Raw genomic sequence first — 20,853 nt, 5'->3', positions numbered from 1 at the left:
ATTTGATAACAGATAAAAGTTGAAAACGTTTTCTTAAGGGTGTACGATGTTTATGGTTTGAAAATAAAATAAACATAGAGAGAGGTTTTTGGGAAATGGATATTCTGTTAGGTGTAGGCACATTAGTCTTGGTTTTAGTGATCATGACGCTATTTTTAAAGTATGCACCGTACGGTAAACAAGGACTACAAGCATTATCCGGTGCAGCTTGTGCGACATTTCTACCACAAGCATTCTTAAGTTACGCCATTGGTGGCGTATTTGATATTAAATTTCTACAAGATATTGGGGATTTAGCAGGAAGTTTAAGCGGTATCGCAGTAGGTATTCTAACGTGCTTAAACTTAGGCGTTGCACCAGTATTTGCGGTCATTGTTGGTTTAGTATTACATGACTTTAAATTATTACCAGCATTCATCGCAGCTTATGGCGTAGCTTTTTTAATTAAATGGATTGAAAAGAAAGTTCCAGAAGGCTTGGACTTAATTGTGGTGATCTTATTTGCACCAGCAATTGCTTTCGGACTTGCATCAATCATTACACCTGGTGTGCTAGCAACATTAAAACAAATAGGTAGTGCTGTCACTGCGGTAGGTGATAACAATCCATATGCATTAGCGGTCATTTTAGGACTAGTGATTCCTGTTACAGGTATGACACCGCTAAGTTCAATGGTATTAACAAGTTTATTAGGACTGACAGGTGTTCCTATGGCTATTGGAGCACTAACATGTACAGGTAGCTCATTTGTTAACCTTATTTTATTCCGAAAATTAAACATTGGTGGACCGTCAAAAGCATTTGCAGTTTGTATTGAGCCATTGACGCAAATTGATTTAATAGCGCAATATCCAGTACAACTATATGGTACAAATGCACTGATTGGGGTCGTCAACGCATGTATCGTGACATTTAGCGGACTAGTAATAGGTGTCAAAGGTATGGCAACACCAATTGCAGGTGCCATCGTATTGTTTGGCTTTAATAATGCAGTGACATCAATTGTAACAATCGCAACAGTGATTATTGTCAGCATTGTCTTAGCCTATATTATTGGAACACTAATTAATAAGTTTAATTTAATGAATATCAACTTTAAAATGCCGAGCAAAAAGAATCATATTAAGGAGAGTGTTTAATTATGGCAAAGAGCTATGATTATCAAAGTGCTTTCGATATTATCGGACCAGTTATGATGGGACCTTCAAGTTCTCATACGGCTGGTGCAGTAAAGATTGGGAATTCAGCACGCGCAATATTGGGAAATATTCCTAAAAATATTGAAATACATTATTATGAATCATTTGCTCAAACACACCAAGGACATGGTACAGATGTCGCTATTGTGGGTGGAGCAATGGGCTATTCAACATTTGATAACCGAATTAAATCTTCATTAGAAATTGCAGCTGATGATGGTATTAAAATAGATATTATCGAAGAAGAAGGCGATAGTATTGGTCAACATCCAAACTGTGCTTATATTAAATCATCTCGTAATGATGGTCGCTACATTGAAATTATCGGTATTTCAATCGGTGGTGGTACAATTAAAATTAAAGGTATTCATATAAATGGACTAGAAGTAGATTTAAATCATGGATTACCAATTTTAGTTGTTGACGGAAATATGACTAAAGCACAAGTAAATCATTTCATTAATGATATCAACGATATGAAATTAGACTGTAAAGATGAATTTATTAAAATAGATGAAGATAAATGCTTGGTTGTAATACCATTAAATAAAGCAATCTCAGAATCGACATTAAATACAATTAAAGAGAAATACAGTGACGTAAACGTTTCCTATATAAATTAGAGGGGGAATAAACATGTTTGATTCAATTAGAGAGACTATAGATTATGCCGTAGAAAATAATATGTCATTTGCGGATATCATGGTTAAAGAAGAAATGGAATTAAGCGGTAAATCACGTGATGAAGTGCGAGCGCAAATGAAACAAAATTTAGATGTCATGCGAGACGCAGTAATCAAAGGGACGACAGGTGATGGCGTTGAAAGTGTAACGGGCTACACTGGTCATGACGCTGCTAAACTACGTGATTATAATGAATCACATCATGCTTTGTCTGGATATGAAATGATTGATGCAGTCAAAGGTGCCATTGCAACAAATGAAGTCAATGCTGCGATGGGTATTATTTGTGCAACGCCAACAGCTGGTTCCTCGGGTACCATTCCCGGTGCACTTTTTAAATTAGAAAAAACACATGACTTAACAGAAGATCAAATGATTGATTTCTTATTTACATCAGCGTTGTTTGGACGTGTCGTAGCGAACAATGCAAGTGTAGCTGGTGCGACAGGTGGGTGCCAAGCAGAAGTTGGTTCAGCCTCTGCAATGGCGGCAGCTGCAGCAGTAGCTATTTTCGGTGGATCGCCAGAAGCCTCTGGGCATGCAATGGCACTAGCGATAAGTAATTTATTAGGTTTAGTTTGTGATCCAGTAGCAGGACTTGTTGAAATACCTTGTGTTATGAGAAATGCAATTGGTTCAGGTAACGCTTTAATTTCAGCAGATTTAGCATTAGCAGGTATTGAAAGTAGAATTCCTGTTGATGAAGTTATTGAAGCAATGGATAAGGTTGGTCGTAAACTTCCTGCATCATTACGTGAAACTGGATTGGGTGGATTAGCAGGTACACCAACTGGAGAAGCAATTAAACGTAAAATCTTTGGCACAGCTGAAGATATGGTTAAAAATAATTAATGAGATAACAATAAGATATTGATAAAAAAGAAGCATCTGTCTGGATCATTAGTACCAGATAAATGCTTCTTAATTTTCTTTCATAAAGTTGAAAAAATTATGGAAAATACATGCTCATCAAAATAGTGATTGCAAAAGCGCCCCCGTATATCTAAAATAACTTAAAAGGAGTGATGATATGCTAAGACTATCAATCATCTTTATAGCATTCATCATTAACACAACGATTACATATGGATATACGACTGAGGGAACGTGGGTCAATCTATTATTTAAATCTTTATCGCTCAGCATGATTATCGTTTTCATGTTCTACTATATTCGTTTTGTTATTGAGAAAAAGCGTTAAATCAAAGCTATGGGGATAGTATTTGAAAAGAATAAATAAAAGGGACGATGTAAATTGTCCCTGAGAAGTTTAAAATTTTATATGTTGACTTGTTATGTTAAGTGAATTGACATGGTTGTCTTGTTTATATTATGTGATTCAAAGATTACTAGTCTTGTAAATCTAATTCGTAAAATGCTAAATCTAACCATTGATTAAATTTAAAACCTACATTGGTCAGTGTGCCGGCATGCTTAAAAGCAAACTTTTGATGCAACTGAATACTCGCTTTGTTGGAAGCATCAATGCCTGCAACTAGCGCACGATAACCTTTAGCTTTTGCCTCTGCAATTAAACGCTGTAATAATTGACTAGCAATACCTTTTCCTCTAGCTGAAGCATCGACATAAATAGAATGCTCGATTGTATATAGGTATGCTGGCCAAGGTCTAAACGAACCGAACGTCGCAAACCCTAAGACACTTCCGTTTTCCTCAAATACAAAGATAGGCTCATGATTACGTTGTTTCGTTTCAAACCATGCGATACGTTCGTCTATGGTTTGCGGTTCATAAGTATAAACAGCTGTTGTATTAATAATGGCATCGTTGTATATCGCTAATATAGCGTTTAAATCTTCTTTTTTAGCACATCGAATCATAATAATTCCCCCTTAATATGTATTAAAAACGTTTCGTTATTTGAATGCAAATATGTGTAATGAAATCTAACGTGACAATATATGTGCAAATTTAATATTATAAAATGAATTGCTATGAGTCATTTTGAAATTAATGGTATACTATATGAAATGTTAATAGGCATTGTGAAATGTATAAAAGGAGCCTTAACGTATGAAAAAATGGACAAATCGATTAATGACAATCGCTGGTGTGGTACTTATCCTAGTGGCAGCATATTTGTTTGCTAAACCACATATCGATAATTATCTTCACGATAAAGATAAAGATGAAAAGATTGAACAATATGATAAAAATGTAAAAGAACAGGCGAGTAAGGATAAAAAGCAGCAAGCTAAACCTCAAATTCCGAAAGATAAATCGAAAGTGGCAGGATATATTGAAATTCCAGATGCTGATATTAAAGAACCAGTATATCCAGGACCAGCAACACCTGAACAATTAAATAGAGGTGTAAGCTTTGCAGAAGAAAATGAATCACTAGATGATCAAAATATTTCAATTGCAGGACACACTTTCATTGACCGTCCGAACTATCAATTTACAAATCTTAAAGCAGCCAAAAAAGGTAGTATGGTTTACTTTAAAGTTGGTAATGAAACACGTAAGTATAAAATGACAAGTATAAGAGATGTTAAACCTACAGATGTAGAAGTTCTAGATGAACAAAAAGGTAAAGATAAACAATTAACATTAATTACTTGTGATGATTACAATGAAAAGACAGGCGTTTGGGAAAAACGTAAAATCTTTGTAGCTACAGAAGTCAAATAATCCATTACGCTAATGAATGAATATATTGAGTGGAAAACAGTCTTGATTGCGAGACTGTTTTTTGTTTGGTGTGAGGCAACAATAACGACGTGTCATTGGTGGAGATTGTAAAAATACATAATAAAAAGAAGCGACAATGGATGCCGCTCCTTTTTATGTACTACATACCGATTTTCAACCATCTCTTTCTACTTAGTAATAAGACAATAGTATTAACTATAAATAGAAGAACGAAGAATGATACTGTATTTATAATTTCAGTAGGACACATAAATGTTGACTCGTTATTCAATATTTTTTCTACGGCACGATACATCGTATTGCTCGCCTCAAATGGAGCAACGATACCAAATATATTTTTATTAATGGCAACTAAGATGACTGAACCAATCCAATATACAATGCTGATTCCTAAGCTGATTAAAATGTTAGGTGAAACCATACTAATCGTTCCAACAACTAAGATATATTGTAAGATAACGAGTGAAAATAAGATTATTAATAGTAAGTAATGTGAGAAATTCGAATATATAATTGAAATAATTGTGATACTTAGAATTATGAACACTAAACATTCAAAAAATAACACTGCTACCTTTTTATAGAAGAAGGTAAAGATATTATCGCCAATCAATTTATAAAACAGGATATTTTTATTCGAATACTCTTTATCAATAAAATATGCAATAACAAATGAAAATAGTAAGAACCCTAATTGCGTTGCAACAGTATATGAACTGAAGAAAAACTGGCTATAGCTTAAATTTTTAACTTTGTCTATACCTATTGGTAAAAAATACCCAAGTAAGAAAAGGAATATGAATAGCACACCAAGCGTGTAAATGATTTTATTGGAAATACTTTTTTTAAATTCTAATTTCAAAGTGGACACCTCAATTATAAATTAATGTAATCATTTATGACTTCTTCTTTTGATTGGTACTCTTCTATTTGAAGGTCTTTAAAAATAAAGTATTTACCCGGCAAAGCACTTAAATCGGATAAATTATGTGTAATATTGATAATAGTTTTAGTTTGATGGCTTTGAATAAAATCATTTATAAATTCATAAATTTCATTAACTGTTTTCTTGTCTAAAGCGTTTGTAATTTCATCTAATATGATTAAATCATGATCTTCCAATAAGAAACTTAATAATTTAAGCTTTTGTTTTTGACCATCACTCAAGTTTTTTAATAGTATGTTAGACGGTATTACTTCGATGTTTAGAATTTTATAAATTTTGTCGAAGGTTTGTAGGTTGTCTTTGAATTTTGTTTTTAACAATGATAATAAAAAGTCTTTAGTTATATCATTAGGAATATTCGATGAACTTGATATTAAGGTTACATTTTGAGAAATGGACTTAGGGATATTTCCACTATTATTTAGTAAGAAATCTTTAGCTAACAAAGATTTTCCTACACCATTTTTACCAACAATGTGATTGATCTGACCAAGATAGAAATTTAAATCACAATTGTCAACTAGTTGTTTGTTTTTAACTTTTAAAGAATAGTTATTTAGTTTCATGTATACAACTCCTATGTATAAAGGGATTTATTACACCGATATTTAATTGTATTTTTAAAAATTCTTTCACATTATGTATAGATGTTATAAATTAGTATATCGCACTATATTTTGTCCAAATGATAAATATATCGTTATATTTTTTACAATATTCTGAAATTTATGTTCGTCTCTGAATGCTATATCCAGTGTAATATGTTTTGCATATATGAAAGCAATTTCAAAATGTGAATATAGGTTCATTGTGGTATGACAAACTTCATTGCCTGTCATGAGATGGATATAATGAAGACGACTAAAAGAGCAATGAGGAGGATAATCATGGTTAAGGCTATTGCGGTAGATATGGACGGGACGTTTTTAGATTCGAAAAAGACATACGATAAACCAAGATTTGAAGCGATTTTTACTGAACTTAGAAATAGAGATATTACATTTATAGCTGCGAGTGGCAATCAATATGCGAAGTTGAAGTCTATTTTCGGGGATAGAGATATGTATTTTATATCTGAAAATGGTGCAGTTATTTATAAAGGCAATGAGTTATATAATTATAAAAGCTTTAATCGTCAGGTGTTTCAACAAGTTGTCGATTACTTAAATATGAACCAAAGTATTGATCAACTCGTCATCTGTGGTTTGAAAAACGCGTATATTTTGAAACATACTTCTGAAGCATTTAAAGAAGATACGAGATTTTATTATCATCAGTTAAAAGAAATTGACAGTCTACAACAATTACCTGAGGATGATTATGTCAAAATTGCATTCAATATTAATCGTGAGACGCATCCGAATGTTGACGAAGAAGTAGCGACGCAATTCAGCAATGATATTAAACTTGTCTCAAGTGGGCACGATAGTATTGATATTATTATGCCAAACATGACTAAAGGGCAGGCATTAAAACGATTGTTAGATAAATGGGAAATGTCTTCTTCAGAGCTCATGGCCTTCGGAGATGCGAATAATGATAAAGATATGCTTGCGTTCGCTAAGCATAGTTATGTGATGGAAAATAGTCATGATGAAGAATTGTTCAATATTGCCTCGGCTGTCGCTCCAAGTAATGATAAGCAGGGTGTTTTAACGATTATCGAACAAGAAGTGTTGAAAAGTAGGTAGTAGATCATCAATGAAGCAGCTATCATGATACTAAATACATGTTAAATGAAAACTTTGAATACGAATCATCAAATATTAATATATCTCAAACAGGTTAGGCAATAATGCCATAGTAAAATAAGCGCACTACAATCATTTGAATAGATGATAAAATAAAGCGGATTTTAATCAAATCGATTTTGATACAGATATACAAAATAAAAAGCAAAGGCACATGGCGCGCCTTTGCTTTTAAATATATATTAATTTAAACGTGTTTCACATGTACCAGTGTTAATGACAGATAATGCTGCGTTTAAACCACCTTCAACAAGGTTTTGTACTGCTTCATCAGAGAAGAAAGCAATATGTGGTGTTACTAAAATTCTTTCATGTTCGATTAACTCTAATAATGTTTTATCGTCAATGTCTTTATTAGTCCAGTCATTTGTGAAGTATGCTGCTTCATTTTCATAAGTATCAATCGCAGCACCTAACAAAGTACCATCGTTCACTGCAGCGATTAAATCAGGTGTATTGATGACTGCACCACGTGCTGCGTTAACTAAGATCGCACCTTTTTTCACATGATCAAACATAGCTTTATCGAATAAATGATAGCTTTCTTTGTTCGCTGGAACATGTAAAGAAATAATATCAGCATCTTTAATAGCTTCTTTAACACTGTCTTTGTATGTTAAAAAGTCTAAATCTTTATTAGGATAAGCATCATAAGCTGTAATTGTAGCACCAAATCCTGCATATATTTTAGCTGTAGCAGCACCGATACGACCCGTACCGATAATTGCAACAGTCATATTTTTAACTGGTTTAGACATGATTTCTGCTTGCCAAGTAAAATCATGTGCTTGTACACGGCGTTCAATATCTGGGAAGCGACGCACTAATTGTAGGGCGATAGAAACAGAATACTCTGCAATTGTTTCAGGTGAATAACTTGGAACGTTAGATATCACAATATTGTGTTTTTTAGCTAAATCTAAATCATACATATCAAATCCAGCAGTACGTTGTGCAATTTGTTTAATACCGTAAGATTCTAATTTAGGATAAACGTCATTTTCTAACTTACCAAATTGCATTGTAGTTACGCCATCGTAATCTTTTAATTGATCGACAGTAGCACTTGATAATAGCTCTTTAGAAGTAGTTACTTCGACATTATTCTTTTTTCCCCAATTTAATGCCATCTCTTTCTCATAATCACGCGTACCAAAGAACATAATTTTTGTCATTATTAAAAACCTCGCTTTTAAAAGATTGAAAAGTAAATGAGTGAAATTAAAGATTATGCACATTAAAATCACGCCACAATTTAATTGTGAAAAATATCACAAATATATTATAACACTAAATTTTCCAAAATTCAAAAACGTGTTTAATTGTAGAAAACCTATAACGTGTGCACAAGTTATAATAGATTCTAAACGGATTACTTTAGTCTTTTTAAAACATGAAGTATAATTTGTATAGCAATAAATATAAAAATTGGAGGCTATGTTCAATGAGCAATATGAATCAAACAATTATGGATGCATTTCATTTTAGACATGCGACAAAACAATTTGATCCACAAAAGAAAGTTTCGAAAGAAGATTTTGAAACAATATTAGAGTCAGGTAGATTGTCTCCAAGTTCTCTTGGGTTAGAACCTTGGAAGTTTGTCGTGATTCAAGATCAAGCGTTACGTGATGAATTAAAAGCGCACAGTTGGGGAGCAGCGAAACAATTAGATACAGCGAGCCATTTTGTGCTAATTTTTGCGCGTAAAAATGTAACGTCAAGATCACCGTATGTACAACATATGTTAAGAGATATTAAAAAATATGAGGCACAAACGATTCCAGCTGTTGAACAAAAATTCGATGCATTCCAAGCAGATTTCCATATTTCTGATAATGATCAAGCCTTGTATGACTGGTCAAGTAAACAAACGTATATCGCATTAGGCAATATGATGACGACAGCCGCATTGTTAGGTATTGATTCATGTCCGATGGAAGGTTTTAGTCTGGATACAGTGACAGACATTTTAGCAAATAAAGGTATCTTAGATACTGAGCAATTTGGTTTATCAGTGATGGTCGCATTTGGCTACAGACAACAAGATCCACCGAAAAATAAAACACGCCAAGCATATGAAGATGTTATTGAATGGGTTGGGCCAAAAGAATAAATAGAATACAGTATGTCTAAATATATAAAATTAAAAAGTTAGCAATAAAAAAGCCTGCGATTACATAAATGAATCGCAGGCTTTTGCGTGAAAAAATTGTATTAATAAAGTATGGATGATTATTTTTCTGGAACAAGGTCAGTATTTGAATGAACTGTGATGTCAAACCCTTCTGGTGCCGTAAATGTATGTGTTGAGGCGTCGGGTTGATAAATATCAACATGTGTTAATCCATAACTTTGTGCATTGTTTTGTCTTGCTTGATTGGATTGCCAAGTATTAGCAGCAATATGATGGTGATAATGATTCGTTGACATAAATAGCGCACGTGGAAAATCAGACACATGTTGGAATCCTAATTGTTCAATGTAACATTGATATGCTGCGTCCAAATCATGTGTTTTTAAATGTAAGTGTCCAATCATGCCTTTTGCTGGCATTCCTTGCCAACCTTCATCAGTACGATGTGTTAATAAGGTTTGGCTATCAACTTCTAAAGTATCCATTTTAACTTTTCCATTTTGCCATTCCCATGAAGATGAAGGTCTATCGCGATAGACTTCAATACCATTACCTTCGGGGTCGTTGAAATATAAAGCTTCACTTACTAAATGATCACCAGCGCCGATGCCCATATTTTTTTGTGCCACGAAATATAAGAAGTTAGCTAGATCCTCAGTAGTTGGTAATAAAAATGCTATATGAAAAAGCCCTGCTTCACGTGGGGAAGTCTGACGGCCGTCTTCTAATAAATGTAACGTTAGTGTGTGGCCACCATTACCAACTGATAATACGGTTGTGTTATCGTCAGAACTTTTAACTGATAGTCCTAAAATGTTTTTGTAAAATGTTGTCATTAAGTCTAAGTCTCTTACGTTCAGTTCAATGTTTGTCACTTGTGTTGCTGTTTTATCGTGAAATGCCATTATGCATCGCCTCGTTTTCTATTTTTCTATAAGTTAGTATAAAAAGTATACCAGAAAAGAAAATGAATTGACAGCAAAAAGTTTGAAATGCAAAATAACATGATGTTTCGCAATTTTATATTGATACGAACAAATAAAAAAGCGATGGCACTGGCGCACCATCGCGAGGTTTATTTAACCAAGATACACATCTTGATATGAATCTTCTTTTTCTAACATATGTTTGGCAAATGAACATGAGGCAATAATTTTCAAATTATTTTCTCGAGCGTGTTCAACAACTGCTTTAACTAGTTTTTTGCCAACACCTTGACCACCGAGTTCATCAGATACGCCTGTATGATTAATGTTAATTTCATTATTATCCACAAAACGGTATGTGATTTCAGCTAAAGCATGATTTTCATCATCACCAATATAGAATTTGTTCTCGCCTTGTTTGATTTCAAGGTTACTCATACATATCAACTCCTATCATGATTGATTATAATGTTTCCCTATTCTATTTTAACTTAAACGAAGTCAAAGGTGCATGACAGTCATGTGACGACATTGCCACATTTATGTAGTCGTTTTTATTAAGCGCAATTTGAAATAAAGATGAAAACACCTATCTTGACATTAAATCCAATCAGCTATATAATTTATCTCGAAATCGAAATAAATTAAAAGGTTGGTGATGATATGGATCGAACGAAACAATCGCTCAATGTCTTTGTCGGAATGAATAGGGCGTTAGACACATTAGAGCAAATTACAAAAGAAGACGTAAAGCGATATGGCTTAAATATTACTGAATTTGCAGTGCTCGAGTTGCTTTATAATAAAGGTCCGCAACCAATTCAACGTATTAGAAACCGCGTATTAATTGCAAGTAGCAGCATTTCATATGTTGTAAGTCAATTAGAGGACAAAGGTTGGATTACACGTGAAAAGGATAAAGATGATAAACGTGTATATATGGCTTATTTAACTGAAAAAGGGCAAAGTCAAATGGCAGATATTTTCCCTAAGCATGCTGAGACATTGACAAAAGCGTTTGATGTGTTAACAAAGGATGAATTAACAATCTTACAGCAAGCATTTAAGAAACTAAGTGCACAATCTACAGAAGTGTAAGGCGTGCACTAAAAATTTACATTAAAATATCTCGGTTTCGAGATAAATACACTAAAAAGACAAAGAGGGTATATAAAATGACAAATAATCATGAATTACTAGGTATTCACCATGTCACAGCAATGACAGATGATGCAGAACGTAATTATAAATTTTTTACAGAAGTATTAGGCATGCGTTTAGTTAAAAAGACAGTCAATCAAGATGATATTTATACGTATCATACATTTTTTGCAGATGACGTAGGTTCGGCAGGTACAGACATGACGTTCTTTGATTTTCCAAATATTACTAAAGGGCAAGCAGGAACAAATTCCATTACAAGACCGTCTTTTAGAGTGCCTAACGATGACGCATTAACATATTATGAACAGCGCTTTGATGAGTTTGGTGTCAAACACGAAGGTATTCAAGAACTATTTGGTAAAAAAGTGTTGCCATTTGAAGAAGTAGATGGCCAAGTGTATCAATTAATTTCAGATGAGTTAAATGAAGGTGTAGCACCTGGTGTGCCATGGAAGAATGGACCGGTGCCAGAAGATAAAGCGATTTATGGATTAGGACCCATTGAAATTAAAGTAAGTTATTTTGACGACTTTAAAAATATTTTAGAGACTGTTTACGGTATGACAACTATTGCGCATGAAGATAATGTCGCATTACTTGAAGTTGGCGAAGGAGGCAATGGTGGCCAGGTAATCTTAATAAAAGATGATAAAGGGCCAGCAGCACGTCAAGGTTATGGAGAGGTACATCATGTGTCATTTCGTGTGAAAGATCATGATGCAATAGAAGCGTGGGCAACGAAATATAAAGAGGTAGGTATTAACAACTCAGGCATCGTTAATCGTTTCTATTTTGAAGCATTATATGCACGTGTGGGGCATATTTTAATAGAAATTTCAACAGATGGACCAGGATTTATGGAAGATGAACCTTATGAAACATTAGGCGAAGGGTTATCCTTACCACCATTTTTAGAAAACAAAAGAGAATATATAGAATCGGAAGTTAGACCTTTTAATACGAAGCGTCAACATGATTAATTGGAATGAGAGGGATTTGTGATGGAACATATTTTTAGAGAAGGAGAAAATGGTGCGCCAACGCTAATATTATTGCATGGTACAGGTGGTGATGAGTTCGATTTATTACCATTAGGCGAAGCATTGAATGGAAATTATCACTTGTTAAGTATTAGAGGACAAGTTTCAGAAAATGGGATGAACCGGTATTTCAAACGTCTTGGTGAAGGTGTTTATGATGAAGAAGATTTGGCATTTCGTGGACAAGAATTGTTAGCGTTCATTAAAGAAGCTGCTGAACGTTATGATTTTGATATTGAAAAAGCTGTGCTTGTTGGATTTTCAAATGGATCAAATATAGCGATTAACTTAATGTTGCGTTCAGAAGCACCATTTAAAAAAGCATTGTTATATGCACCGTTATATCCAATTGAAGTAACGTCAACAAAGAATTTATCAGATGTCAGTGTGTTGCTTTCTATGGGCAAACATGATCCAATTGTGCCATTAGCTGCAAGTGAACAAGTCATTAACTTGTTTAAGACACGTGGGGCACAAGTCGAAGAAGTTTGGGTGAATGGTCATGAAATTACAGAAACTGGATTAACGGCTGGTCAACAAATACTTGGGAAATAACAGTTCTATTAAGAAGCGGACAGATGGAAAAGATTTTCACTTTTCATCTGCCCGCTTTTTTGATTTTGAAGTGTTGTACTAAATTTTACAATAGTATAGATATTTTAATCGATATGAGATTTGCCGGTAATACGCTTAATTAAACCTTTATAGAGTACAGGTATGAGTAAGATGAAACCGAACAATCCCATAATAGGGAATACTTTTCCAATTAATGAAATGAAACCGATAAATGTACTAATATAAGTGATGACAGCCATTGTAATAATAATGATGAAGTAACGTCTGCTAAATGGAACGCTGAAACGTGACGCAAATGCATACATTAATCCAACAACAGTATTGTAGATGACAAGTATCATAATGACAGACATAATAATACCGATTGACGGAGACATTTGTGTCGCTAATTTTAATGTAGGTAAATCGACGTGTTTAATTTTATCGAATTGAGAAATTAAACCTAGGTTAATCATCATGAGTAAAAATGTAATGATTAAACCGCCAATCAAGCCCCCGTATAACGTTGAGTCACGATACTTAACTTTACTACCCATCACTGATAAGAGGCTGAAGGCAGCAGCAATTTGCAAGCTTGCATAGTTAATCGCATCAAACCACCATCCAGGTGATAATGATTTCTGCTTATGAATCTGAGCATCATTATTAGCGGCAGTAAAATCAAGATGACTCGTTGTGAAATAGTAGACCGCAATCATAATGACAATCGCAATTAAAAATGGGGTAACACCTCCAAGCACAGCAATTAAACGATCGAATTTTAGAAACAGTGTTGCTAAAATAAAGGCGACTAATATGAGTGCGCTCAGCCAATACGGTAAGTTGAAACTTTGATGAATGGTTGAAGCACCACCTGCAGTCATAATAATAGCTAGAGACAACATAAACATCGTCAAAATAATATCAAAACCTCTTGCAATAGAGGGGTATAAGAAATAGTTAATTGAATCAGAATGATTTCTAGACTTTAGATGATGACCTGTATGCATGACAATCATTCCACCTAAAGTAATCAATAGTCCTGTCACAATAATGCCTGAAATGCTATATGCGCCATGACTTGTGAAAAACTGGAAAATTTCTTGACCAGTAGCAAAGCCGGCACCAACGACAACACCCACAAAGGCAAATGCCACAATAATGGACTCTTTTAAGATACGCATGATTTAAAAATGTCCCTTCGTAATTTTAAGTAATATAGAAAATGTAACATACATGTGAATGAAAAATATAGTACTAATATAGTATTTTGTTAAATTGGAGTAGAAGCAAGGGCGTCGGTCATTTTATTAATTTATTAGTTAATTTTGCATTTTTTTGCTGTGAAGTTGTTATAATACAGTTAACAAGGAACTAGCATAGATACACCAATCTCCTCACTACTCGCAATAGTGAGGGGATTTTTTCGGTGTAGCTAGGTCACCTATTTACCATCGCATTTGCGTAGCCAATGCGTAAACACAGCACCACTAAATAAGTGCACGATACATGCACCAAATGTCGTCTTTAGTCTAAGTAACGATCATGCATTAACATTTTCAAAATATCTATTTGAGCTTGAAGCTCTTTACCTTTATTTGTATCACGAATCTTCTTACGTTGTAACTCTTTGTCTACGACGCGCTTTATAGAAAGTTCATCGATACCTTCGGAAAGAATTTTTTCTTTTGCGTTAAATTGTTGATGTGCAACGAGTTGCATTCCGAATGAATTATACAACAATGTATAGCCTGCAATGCCAGTTGTTGACTGATAAGCTTTTGAAAAGCCGCCATCAATGACAAGCATCTTTCCATCAGCTTTGATAGGATCTTCTCCATTAATTTCTTTCACTGGTGTGTGACCATTAATAATGCGTCCTTCATCTGGATTTAATCCGAAATCACTGAGCATTTTACGAACCATATTCACATCTTCACGAAGATGATAGTACGGATTCTTTTCTTCTTTATGAGAAGCTTTATCTGCAATAAAGTATCGTTCAAACGTAGTCATCGCACGTTTACCAAATAGTGAAGAATATTTCCCAGTCCATAAATACCAAACTAAATCAGTGGATAAGTCATCAGTATTTTCTTTTTCATCAAATGATTTACGGACATGATATTCAAACACATCTAATAACTCTTGGCCACTGTATGTCTGACCATCAATTTCGAATGATTCCATCTCACCATTTTCATCAACTGGAATACAACCGTGAATGAGTAAATTGCCATTACAAGGTAAGTAAAGTGAGCCTTTACGCATCAAGAAAGACATATGACGACGTAATTTTTCAGATTGTTGGAATGACAATAATAGTTTATTCATGACTTCTTCTTCTTCAGGTAGTAATTCTGCTGGGTTATCACGGTTAACAGTTTGGAAGCATGTATCTTTTAATGGATATGTTTTTCCGTACACTGTTATTTCATTAGTATCATAATTAACTTTTTCAAGTACAAGTCGTTCGTCCATTTCAAAGTTTGAACGACGCTTAATAACCGGTATTTCCAGTTTGAATTGAATCATCGCAATAGCTTGATGAATTTTAGTAATCTGACTTTCTTCGCGTTGTGTTAAACGTTCATGCTTGTCAGGTCTTTTTTTAGGTTTAAAAGCAGGATTATCTGCATCATAGTATTTTTCGGCCAATGTTAGCAAAGGTCTTAAATTAATACCGTAAGCATCTTCAACGATATCTAGATTGTCATAACGTGCACAAATACGTAGTAAATTAGCTAAACATACTTTAGACCCTGCATAAGCACCAACCCAAAGCACGTCATGATTACCCCATTGAATATCCAGAGAATGATAATTAATCAGCGTGTCCATGATTTTATCTGGTTGCGGGCCACGATCATAAATATCACCGACAACGTGTAAATGATCGACGACTAAGCGTTGTACAGAATATGCAAGCCCTATAATTAAATCATCCGCTTGCTTAAGCTCAATCACTTGGTTTACAAGTGTTTCGTAGTAAGATTTTTTATTTTTAAATTCGTTGTTCTTATATAATAACTCTTCTACGATGAAAACGTATTGCTCCGGCAAGGCACGTCGAAGTTTTGAACGCGTATATTTTGAAGAACAATATTTAATTAGCTGAATGAGATGTTCAATCGTCGTAATATACCAAACATTTAATTGTCCATAATTTTGAAAATCACATTTAATAAGTTGCAATTTATCTTCTGGATAGTAAACAAGGGCAGTCAAATCGTTAAGTTCTTTCGTTGATAACTTGTCTTTGAAAATATCATTGATTTTCGCTCGCACGTTCCCAGAACCGTTGCGTAATACGTGTTGGAAAGCTTCATATTCACCATGTAAATCGCTGACGAAATGCTCCGTACCTTTAGGCAATTCTAAAATAGATTCTAAATTAATAATTTCAGTCGCAAGCTTTTCTGGAGTATCGAAATGTTGAGATAATAAATCCAAATATTTCTTTTTTAATTCTCTTTCAGTAATTTGAGTCATTGTGTGTCACTCCTGTAGTATATTTCAATCATTGGTTTGTAAAATTAATACGCTTACAATGATTATCAAGAAAACGTTAACATTTTTCAATAAGTATGCTTGAATTGATAAAAATAGAGTAAACATATTGTGAATTTTAGTGTTGAGAATCTGTGGTTGTATCATTCATATTAGTAGAGTTGAAGTGTACCCGCATAAATATGAAGTGATAAAGTTGTTGAAGCGGCGTTGAAATATCATGATAGAGATATAAGCATCCCATCCTAGAGAATAATTTTTATATTAAGCAGAGTTGAAATAGCTTGGCAGAGATACGATTATCGTTTAAGTGAGCATATTTTGTACATTACAAGTGGGGGTATTTTGAAATATATTAAAGATAGAATGAGTGGCATGCTGATATATCAAAAATCCCCGCACCATTATTTGGGTGAAGGGATTTGAAAATGATTTTGAATTACGATGGAATATGTGTGTATTTAGACATCTAATACTTTAAGTTACTAAATATTTTTCTTCTTGAAAATAAATACTACAAGTATTAAGAAAATAGAAATATAAGCAATATTACCAATAAACAATTCATGAAGTTCTAATTTCGTCGACTTACTAAAGCCTTTTTCAACTGTTTGAAGCATAATATTCATCATATTAATAGGATTCCACTTTAGCCAGTCTATTTTTTCTAAAAGTGCCGTTTGAATAACTGCTAAAATAGAACTTGCAAAATAAAAAACAATACCTACAGCAATGGCTACACCCGTTGAATTAGTTGCAGATGATAATAGCAACGTTAAGCTTAAAACTAACCAAACGCCAACAAATGTGCCTAAACTAACTAATAATAATTGATTCAATAAAGATAATTGATTACCGCTACTTTCAAATATATTTAAATCATTAAAGAATAAAGACCCAATAACAATTGAAGCAATAATTGTAATAACAAAATAAATTAAAGAAATAATAAATAATGTGATGATTTTGCTAACAATCATAGTTGTTCTTGAATATTCACGATAGAGTAAATTTTTAATCGTACCGTAATGAAATTCCATTGAAATGATTGTACTTGCTTGAATAATTAATAAAAATGCAAACCATGAAAAACCATTATAAGCAGATGTAAAAGATTCCTGTGGCGTAAAAATTTCATTGTATTTTGTAGCGATATAACCTTGAGCAACCATTAGTAGAATAAAGACAATAGGTGCGATAAAAGTTGATTTCTTTTTAAATAATTTGAAACATTCTTGTTTAATTAAAGTTCCCATTTTATGCTTGATCCTCCTTTTCTATGATGTCTAGTAATACATTTTCTAAATCATTATCTTTAAATTGTTTAAGTTCTTCTTCCGATGTTTCTGTAACAATTTTACCTTTGTTAATAATAAGGATAGAGTTTGTGATTTTAACTAACTCACTTAAAATATGGCTCGAAATTAAGAAAGTGACACCTTCTTGCGCTTTTTGGACAATCAATTCACGTACATCTCGCACAGCTTTTGGATCTAAGCCATTCATTGGTTCATCTAAGATAATAAATTGAGGGTCATTTAAAAATGCTATAGCAATTCCTAATTTTTGTTTCATACCAAGAGAATACGTTTTAGCTTTTTTATGGATGTATTCATCCATATGAAGTTGTGAGACAATTTTATCGATATCTTGAGTGTTTTTTGATTCGTTCAATAACTTCAAGTTTTCATATCCAGACATAAAAGGATATATTCCTGGATTTTCAATCAATGCACCGATATTGTTTTTACTGTCCTTGCTGTTAATAACATTAAAATTCCCACTTTGGAAACTAGAGTAACCTAATATAACTTTCATTAAAGTTGTTTTACCTGCACCATTCGCTCCAACAAGACCAACTATTTGTCCGCGTTTCAGCTTAAATGATACATCTTCGAGAATCGTTTTGTTGCCTATCTTCTTTGTTAAATGTTCAATAGTTAAAACATCCATATCACTATCTCCTTTGTTATTAAATAATCTGAATCTTAAGATTTTATATATAAAATTAATTTTATCACATAACAAGTGTTATAAAAATATGGATTTAAAAAACTTAAATAATATAAAATATAAATATTAATATGAGTATTTTTGCAGCATGCAAATGGCATTGCTAAATTTATTAAAATACGCAATTTGTTATGAGTGACTTTTTTGAATAGAAGGCATATTAAAGTGACGAAAACAGTTTGTGTGGAAGACAGGGTAAATTCTGCTTATTTAAAATGATAGTTTGTATTATAGATGGATTTGTGAGATGGGTATACGGAATGTATACATACTGAGGGAACTGAACTTTGATGGGAAACTTCATTATATCTCTTAACGTAAAGGGGTTTAAGTGACTTTCAGCTAAAGTATGCCAAATAAACTTAAAAAAGCAGTGAATCATTTCAATAGATGGAATGATTTTACTGCTTTTTGTTTATAGAAATTTAAAATTCATGCCTTTATGCTAACAACAATATTATTTTACTCTCTTACGTTTGCCAATGTAACGTATAGCAAAGTAAATGACTGCGATAATGATGACAACATACATAATACGTGAATATGTATGAAGACCAGTCATCAACATACCAAAGCTATCGCTCAACGTGCGTCCTAGTAAAATTAAACCGAAATTCCAAATTGTTGTACCTATTAATGAAATAACGGTAAATGTCACAACATTCATGCGGTTTACACCGGCTGGAATGGTAATCAATACACGTAATACAGGTATGAAACGACAGATAAATACAGCCCATACGCCATACTTTTTAAACCAATCATTTGCTCGCTTTAAATCCTTACTTTTCAATTTAATCCACTTACCGTGTCGATCAATAAAACGATATAGACGTTCTTCTGAAATCAAACGACAGATATAATATAAAATTAACAGCCCTATAAACGATGCGATGGTTGCAATAATAAATAAGGTTAAAATTGATAAGTGTGATTTAACAGACATAAGACCAGCAAATGTCAGAATAATTTCCGATGGTACGATAGGTAAAACATTTTCTAATAAAATTAATATAAAAATGGCTGCATACCCAAAACGACTAATAAATTCAGTGATAATTTGTTCCATTATTAAAAATAAGCTCCTTTAATTTTCAGCAATTGCAGACAAATAGAAACTGGATAAATTCAAATGAATAATGAATGATGTCGTATGCGATGTTGAAACAAGCATTTGTCTTAAAATGTATTATAAGCAATAAATCAAAAAATTGCTTGCTATAAGTACGAAAAGTCAACAAATGATCATCTAAATAACAGGCGCTGCACAATGAATGAGCAATGTAGTTTTATGCAATTTAAAATGAATGTCAAACATGTAAGAAAGCCTGCAATATACGTTTTAAAACACTAGGATTGCAGTATTTTTAATTAACAAATGATAGGCTACTATGTAACTAAAAGTTCCTTTATATCGTTTTAATAGCAAAAGTTAAGCGGAATTTAATAAAATTTTTATAGATTCTATTGTAAACGCTTTCCATGTCTGATAATATTATAAAAAATAACTTTGGTACAATTTTGTGACAAAGTAGGGGTGGACATGCCAGATGTCCGAAAATTTTAACGTTTCAGGGTAAGTTTTAAAAAATTAATTAGGGAAGTAGGAATAGTTATGAAGGAAAAACGAACTAACGTAAGGTGGATGTTCGCGCTTGCGTTCTTCTTTATTGGGGTTATTGCGTATATGGATAGAGCAAACATTTCATATATCGCTAAGCAAATGATGGATGATTTAGGGATGACAAAACCACAATTTGGTTTATTGGCATCATTCTTCTCTCTAGGTTATGCATTAATGCAAGTACCATCGGGGATGTTGGCTGAAAAATTCGGTCCACGTAAGATGATTACAATTGCATTAGTTTGGTGGAGTGCATTTACAATCTTAACGGGTATGATTAAGAACCACGGTTTAATTTATTTAGTGAGATTCTTATTTGGCGTGGGTGAGGCGCCAATGTACCCTTCTAATGCTGTGTTTAATTCATTTTGGTTCTCTAAAAATGAAAAAGGTAGAGCATCAAGTGCATTATTAGCAGGATCATATTTCGGACCGGTATTAGCACCAATAGTTACAATTGCTATTGTTAATGCATTTAACTGGCAAGCAGTATTTTATATTTTTGGTGCAGTAGGGATTTTAATGGCTGTATTATGGGCGATTATTGCCAAAGACTTACCTGAGCAACATAGAATGGTTAATGAAGCGGAGAAACTGGTATGTCAACAATTTTTTAGACAGTTTTCAT

The 20,853-nt window shown here is 33.3% G+C and carries 23 protein-coding genes and 1 pseudogene; 13 read left to right on the top strand and 11 right to left on the bottom strand.

All coding sequences use genetic code 11. The annotated features are described in order from the left end of the window. Window positions 1-95 precede the first annotated feature (95 nt). The 5 genes from HMPREF2658_RS01405 to HMPREF2658_RS01385 are packed head-to-tail and all read left to right on the top strand — an operon-like array spanning window position 96 to window position 3,084. The gene (locus HMPREF2658_RS01405; protein ID WP_000353634.1) at window positions 96-1,139 is read left to right on the top strand and encodes a PTS sugar transporter subunit IIC; all 1,044 of its coding nucleotides are present in this window, start codon (window positions 96-98) and stop codon (window positions 1,137-1,139) included. 2 nt (window positions 1,140-1,141) lie between these two features. Beyond that, a complete protein-coding gene (sdaAB, locus tag HMPREF2658_RS01400) occupies window positions 1,142-1,822 on the top strand; it encodes an L-serine ammonia-lyase, iron-sulfur-dependent subunit beta (protein WP_001140239.1) in 681 nt (226 codons plus the stop codon). Between the two features lie 13 nt (window positions 1,823-1,835). Further along, window positions 1,836-2,735, top strand: a complete 900-nt coding sequence (gene sdaAA, locus HMPREF2658_RS01395; RefSeq protein WP_054194519.1) for an L-serine ammonia-lyase, iron-sulfur-dependent, subunit alpha — start codon at window positions 1,836-1,838, stop codon at window positions 2,733-2,735. Window positions 2,736-2,753: 18 nt separating this feature from the next. After that, the gene (locus tag HMPREF2658_RS14540; protein WP_031785530.1) at window positions 2,754-2,861 is read left to right on the top strand and encodes a hypothetical protein; all 108 of its coding nucleotides are present in this window, start codon (window positions 2,754-2,756) and stop codon (window positions 2,859-2,861) included. A 52-nt stretch (window positions 2,862-2,913) separates the two neighbouring features. Further along, entirely contained in the window at window positions 2,914-3,084 is a 171-nt protein-coding gene (locus HMPREF2658_RS01385) for a hypothetical protein (RefSeq protein WP_001549802.1), read from the top strand. A gap of 148 nt (window positions 3,085-3,232) precedes the next feature. Here HMPREF2658_RS01385 and HMPREF2658_RS01380 read toward each other — a convergent pair whose 3' ends face one another. Continuing rightward, entirely contained in the window at window positions 3,233-3,724 is a 492-nt protein-coding gene (locus tag HMPREF2658_RS01380; protein WP_000617344.1) for a GNAT family N-acetyltransferase, read from the bottom strand. A gap of 193 nt (window positions 3,725-3,917) precedes the next feature. Between HMPREF2658_RS01380 and srtA the strand changes: the two genes are divergently transcribed. Next, window positions 3,918-4,538: a class A sortase SrtA gene (gene srtA, locus HMPREF2658_RS01375; RefSeq protein ID WP_000759359.1), complete on the top strand. Its 621-nt coding sequence runs from the start codon at window positions 3,918-3,920 to the stop codon at window positions 4,536-4,538. A 160-nt stretch (window positions 4,539-4,698) separates the two neighbouring features. Here srtA and HMPREF2658_RS01370 read toward each other — a convergent pair whose 3' ends face one another. Both HMPREF2658_RS01370 and HMPREF2658_RS01365 read right to left on the bottom strand, forming a co-directional pair. Continuing rightward, a complete protein-coding gene (locus tag HMPREF2658_RS01370; RefSeq protein WP_001796742.1) occupies window positions 4,699-5,430 on the bottom strand; it encodes a peptide ABC transporter permease in 732 nt (243 codons plus the stop codon). 5 nt (window positions 5,431-5,435) lie between these two features. Next, window positions 5,436-6,071 carry an ATP-binding cassette domain-containing protein gene (locus tag HMPREF2658_RS01365; RefSeq protein WP_000773927.1) on the bottom strand — a complete coding sequence of 212 codons (636 nt, stop codon included), beginning with the start codon at window positions 6,069-6,071 and terminating at the stop codon, window positions 5,436-5,438. 321 nt (window positions 6,072-6,392) lie between these two features. Between HMPREF2658_RS01365 and HMPREF2658_RS01360 the strand changes: the two genes are divergently transcribed. Further along, window positions 6,393-7,196 carry a Cof-type HAD-IIB family hydrolase gene (locus HMPREF2658_RS01360; protein ID WP_000237527.1) on the top strand — a complete coding sequence of 268 codons (804 nt, stop codon included), beginning with the start codon at window positions 6,393-6,395 and terminating at the stop codon, window positions 7,194-7,196. Between the two features lie 242 nt (window positions 7,197-7,438). Here HMPREF2658_RS01360 and HMPREF2658_RS01355 read toward each other — a convergent pair whose 3' ends face one another. After that, the gene (locus HMPREF2658_RS01355; RefSeq protein WP_000161536.1) at window positions 7,439-8,431 is read right to left on the bottom strand and encodes a D-lactate dehydrogenase; all 993 of its coding nucleotides are present in this window, start codon (window positions 8,429-8,431) and stop codon (window positions 7,439-7,441) included. 269 nt (window positions 8,432-8,700) lie between these two features. On the opposite strand from HMPREF2658_RS01355, the gene HMPREF2658_RS01350 reads away from it, so the two are divergent. Then, window positions 8,701-9,372: an NAD(P)H-dependent oxidoreductase gene (locus HMPREF2658_RS01350; protein WP_000069098.1), complete on the top strand. Its 672-nt coding sequence runs from the start codon at window positions 8,701-8,703 to the stop codon at window positions 9,370-9,372. Window positions 9,373-9,491: 119 nt separating this feature from the next. Here the strand turns inward: HMPREF2658_RS01350 and HMPREF2658_RS01345 are convergent, their stop codons facing one another. Then, window positions 9,492-10,298 carry a VOC family protein gene (locus HMPREF2658_RS01345; RefSeq protein WP_000863963.1) on the bottom strand — a complete coding sequence of 269 codons (807 nt, stop codon included), beginning with the start codon at window positions 10,296-10,298 and terminating at the stop codon, window positions 9,492-9,494. Between the two features lie 174 nt (window positions 10,299-10,472). Further along, the gene (locus HMPREF2658_RS01340) at window positions 10,473-10,757 is read right to left on the bottom strand and encodes a GNAT family N-acetyltransferase (RefSeq protein ID WP_000067114.1); all 285 of its coding nucleotides are present in this window, start codon (window positions 10,755-10,757) and stop codon (window positions 10,473-10,475) included. A 225-nt stretch (window positions 10,758-10,982) separates the two neighbouring features. Between HMPREF2658_RS01340 and HMPREF2658_RS01335 the strand changes: the two genes are divergently transcribed. From HMPREF2658_RS01335 to HMPREF2658_RS01325, 3 genes are all read left to right on the top strand, one after another. Further along, window positions 10,983-11,417, top strand: a complete 435-nt coding sequence (locus HMPREF2658_RS01335) for a MarR family transcriptional regulator MhqR (protein ID WP_000376245.1) — start codon at window positions 10,983-10,985, stop codon at window positions 11,415-11,417. A gap of 77 nt (window positions 11,418-11,494) precedes the next feature. Beyond that, window positions 11,495-12,463 (top strand): ring-cleaving dioxygenase MhqE, encoded by a 969-nt coding sequence (locus tag HMPREF2658_RS01330; RefSeq protein WP_000183740.1) that lies wholly within the window; start codon window positions 11,495-11,497, stop codon window positions 12,461-12,463. Between the two features lie 21 nt (window positions 12,464-12,484). Continuing rightward, entirely contained in the window at window positions 12,485-13,078 is a 594-nt protein-coding gene (locus HMPREF2658_RS01325) for a methylhydroquinone degradation carboxylesterase MhqD (protein WP_000400014.1), read from the top strand. 104 nt (window positions 13,079-13,182) lie between these two features. Here HMPREF2658_RS01325 and HMPREF2658_RS01320 read toward each other — a convergent pair whose 3' ends face one another. From HMPREF2658_RS01320 to HMPREF2658_RS01305, 4 genes are all read right to left on the bottom strand, one after another. Beyond that, a complete protein-coding gene (locus tag HMPREF2658_RS01320) occupies window positions 13,183-14,262 on the bottom strand; it encodes a YkvI family membrane protein (RefSeq protein WP_001807700.1) in 1,080 nt (359 codons plus the stop codon). 343 nt (window positions 14,263-14,605) lie between these two features. After that, entirely contained in the window at window positions 14,606-16,570 is a 1,965-nt protein-coding gene (locus HMPREF2658_RS01315) for a fructose-1,6-bisphosphatase (RefSeq protein ID WP_000192186.1), read from the bottom strand. A gap of 503 nt (window positions 16,571-17,073) precedes the next feature. Then, window positions 17,074-17,844, bottom strand: a complete 771-nt coding sequence (locus HMPREF2658_RS01310; protein ID WP_000536961.1) for an ABC transporter permease — start codon at window positions 17,842-17,844, stop codon at window positions 17,074-17,076. A gap of 1 nt (window position 17,845) precedes the next feature. Continuing rightward, window positions 17,846-18,541, bottom strand: coding sequence for an ABC transporter ATP-binding protein (locus tag HMPREF2658_RS01305; protein ID WP_000382895.1), 696 nt, complete (start codon window positions 18,539-18,541; stop codon window positions 17,846-17,848). Window positions 18,542-18,950: 409 nt separating this feature from the next. Here HMPREF2658_RS01305 and HMPREF2658_RS01300 point away from each other — a divergent pair. Next, window positions 18,951-19,050, top strand: a pseudogene (locus HMPREF2658_RS01300) (hypothetical protein). 8 nt (window positions 19,051-19,058) lie between these two features. Here HMPREF2658_RS01300 and HMPREF2658_RS01295 read toward each other — a convergent pair. Further along, entirely contained in the window at window positions 19,059-19,670 is a 612-nt protein-coding gene (locus HMPREF2658_RS01295; protein WP_000435044.1) for an undecaprenyl phosphate transporter UptA, read from the bottom strand. 546 nt (window positions 19,671-20,216) lie between these two features. Between HMPREF2658_RS01295 and HMPREF2658_RS01290 the strand changes: the two genes are divergently transcribed. Further along, on the top strand, window positions 20,217-20,853 hold a 637-nt coding region (locus HMPREF2658_RS01290), incomplete at its 3' end, for a pyruvate MFS transporter (protein WP_141758273.1).

This window comes from Staphylococcus sp. HMSC062H10, from assembly GCF_001836945.1.
Taxonomy (GTDB): Bacteria; Bacillota; Bacilli; order Staphylococcales; family Staphylococcaceae; genus Staphylococcus; species Staphylococcus aureus.
Note: the sequence above shows the minus strand (reverse complement) of the source record. Positions and strands in the feature narration are given on the sequence as shown.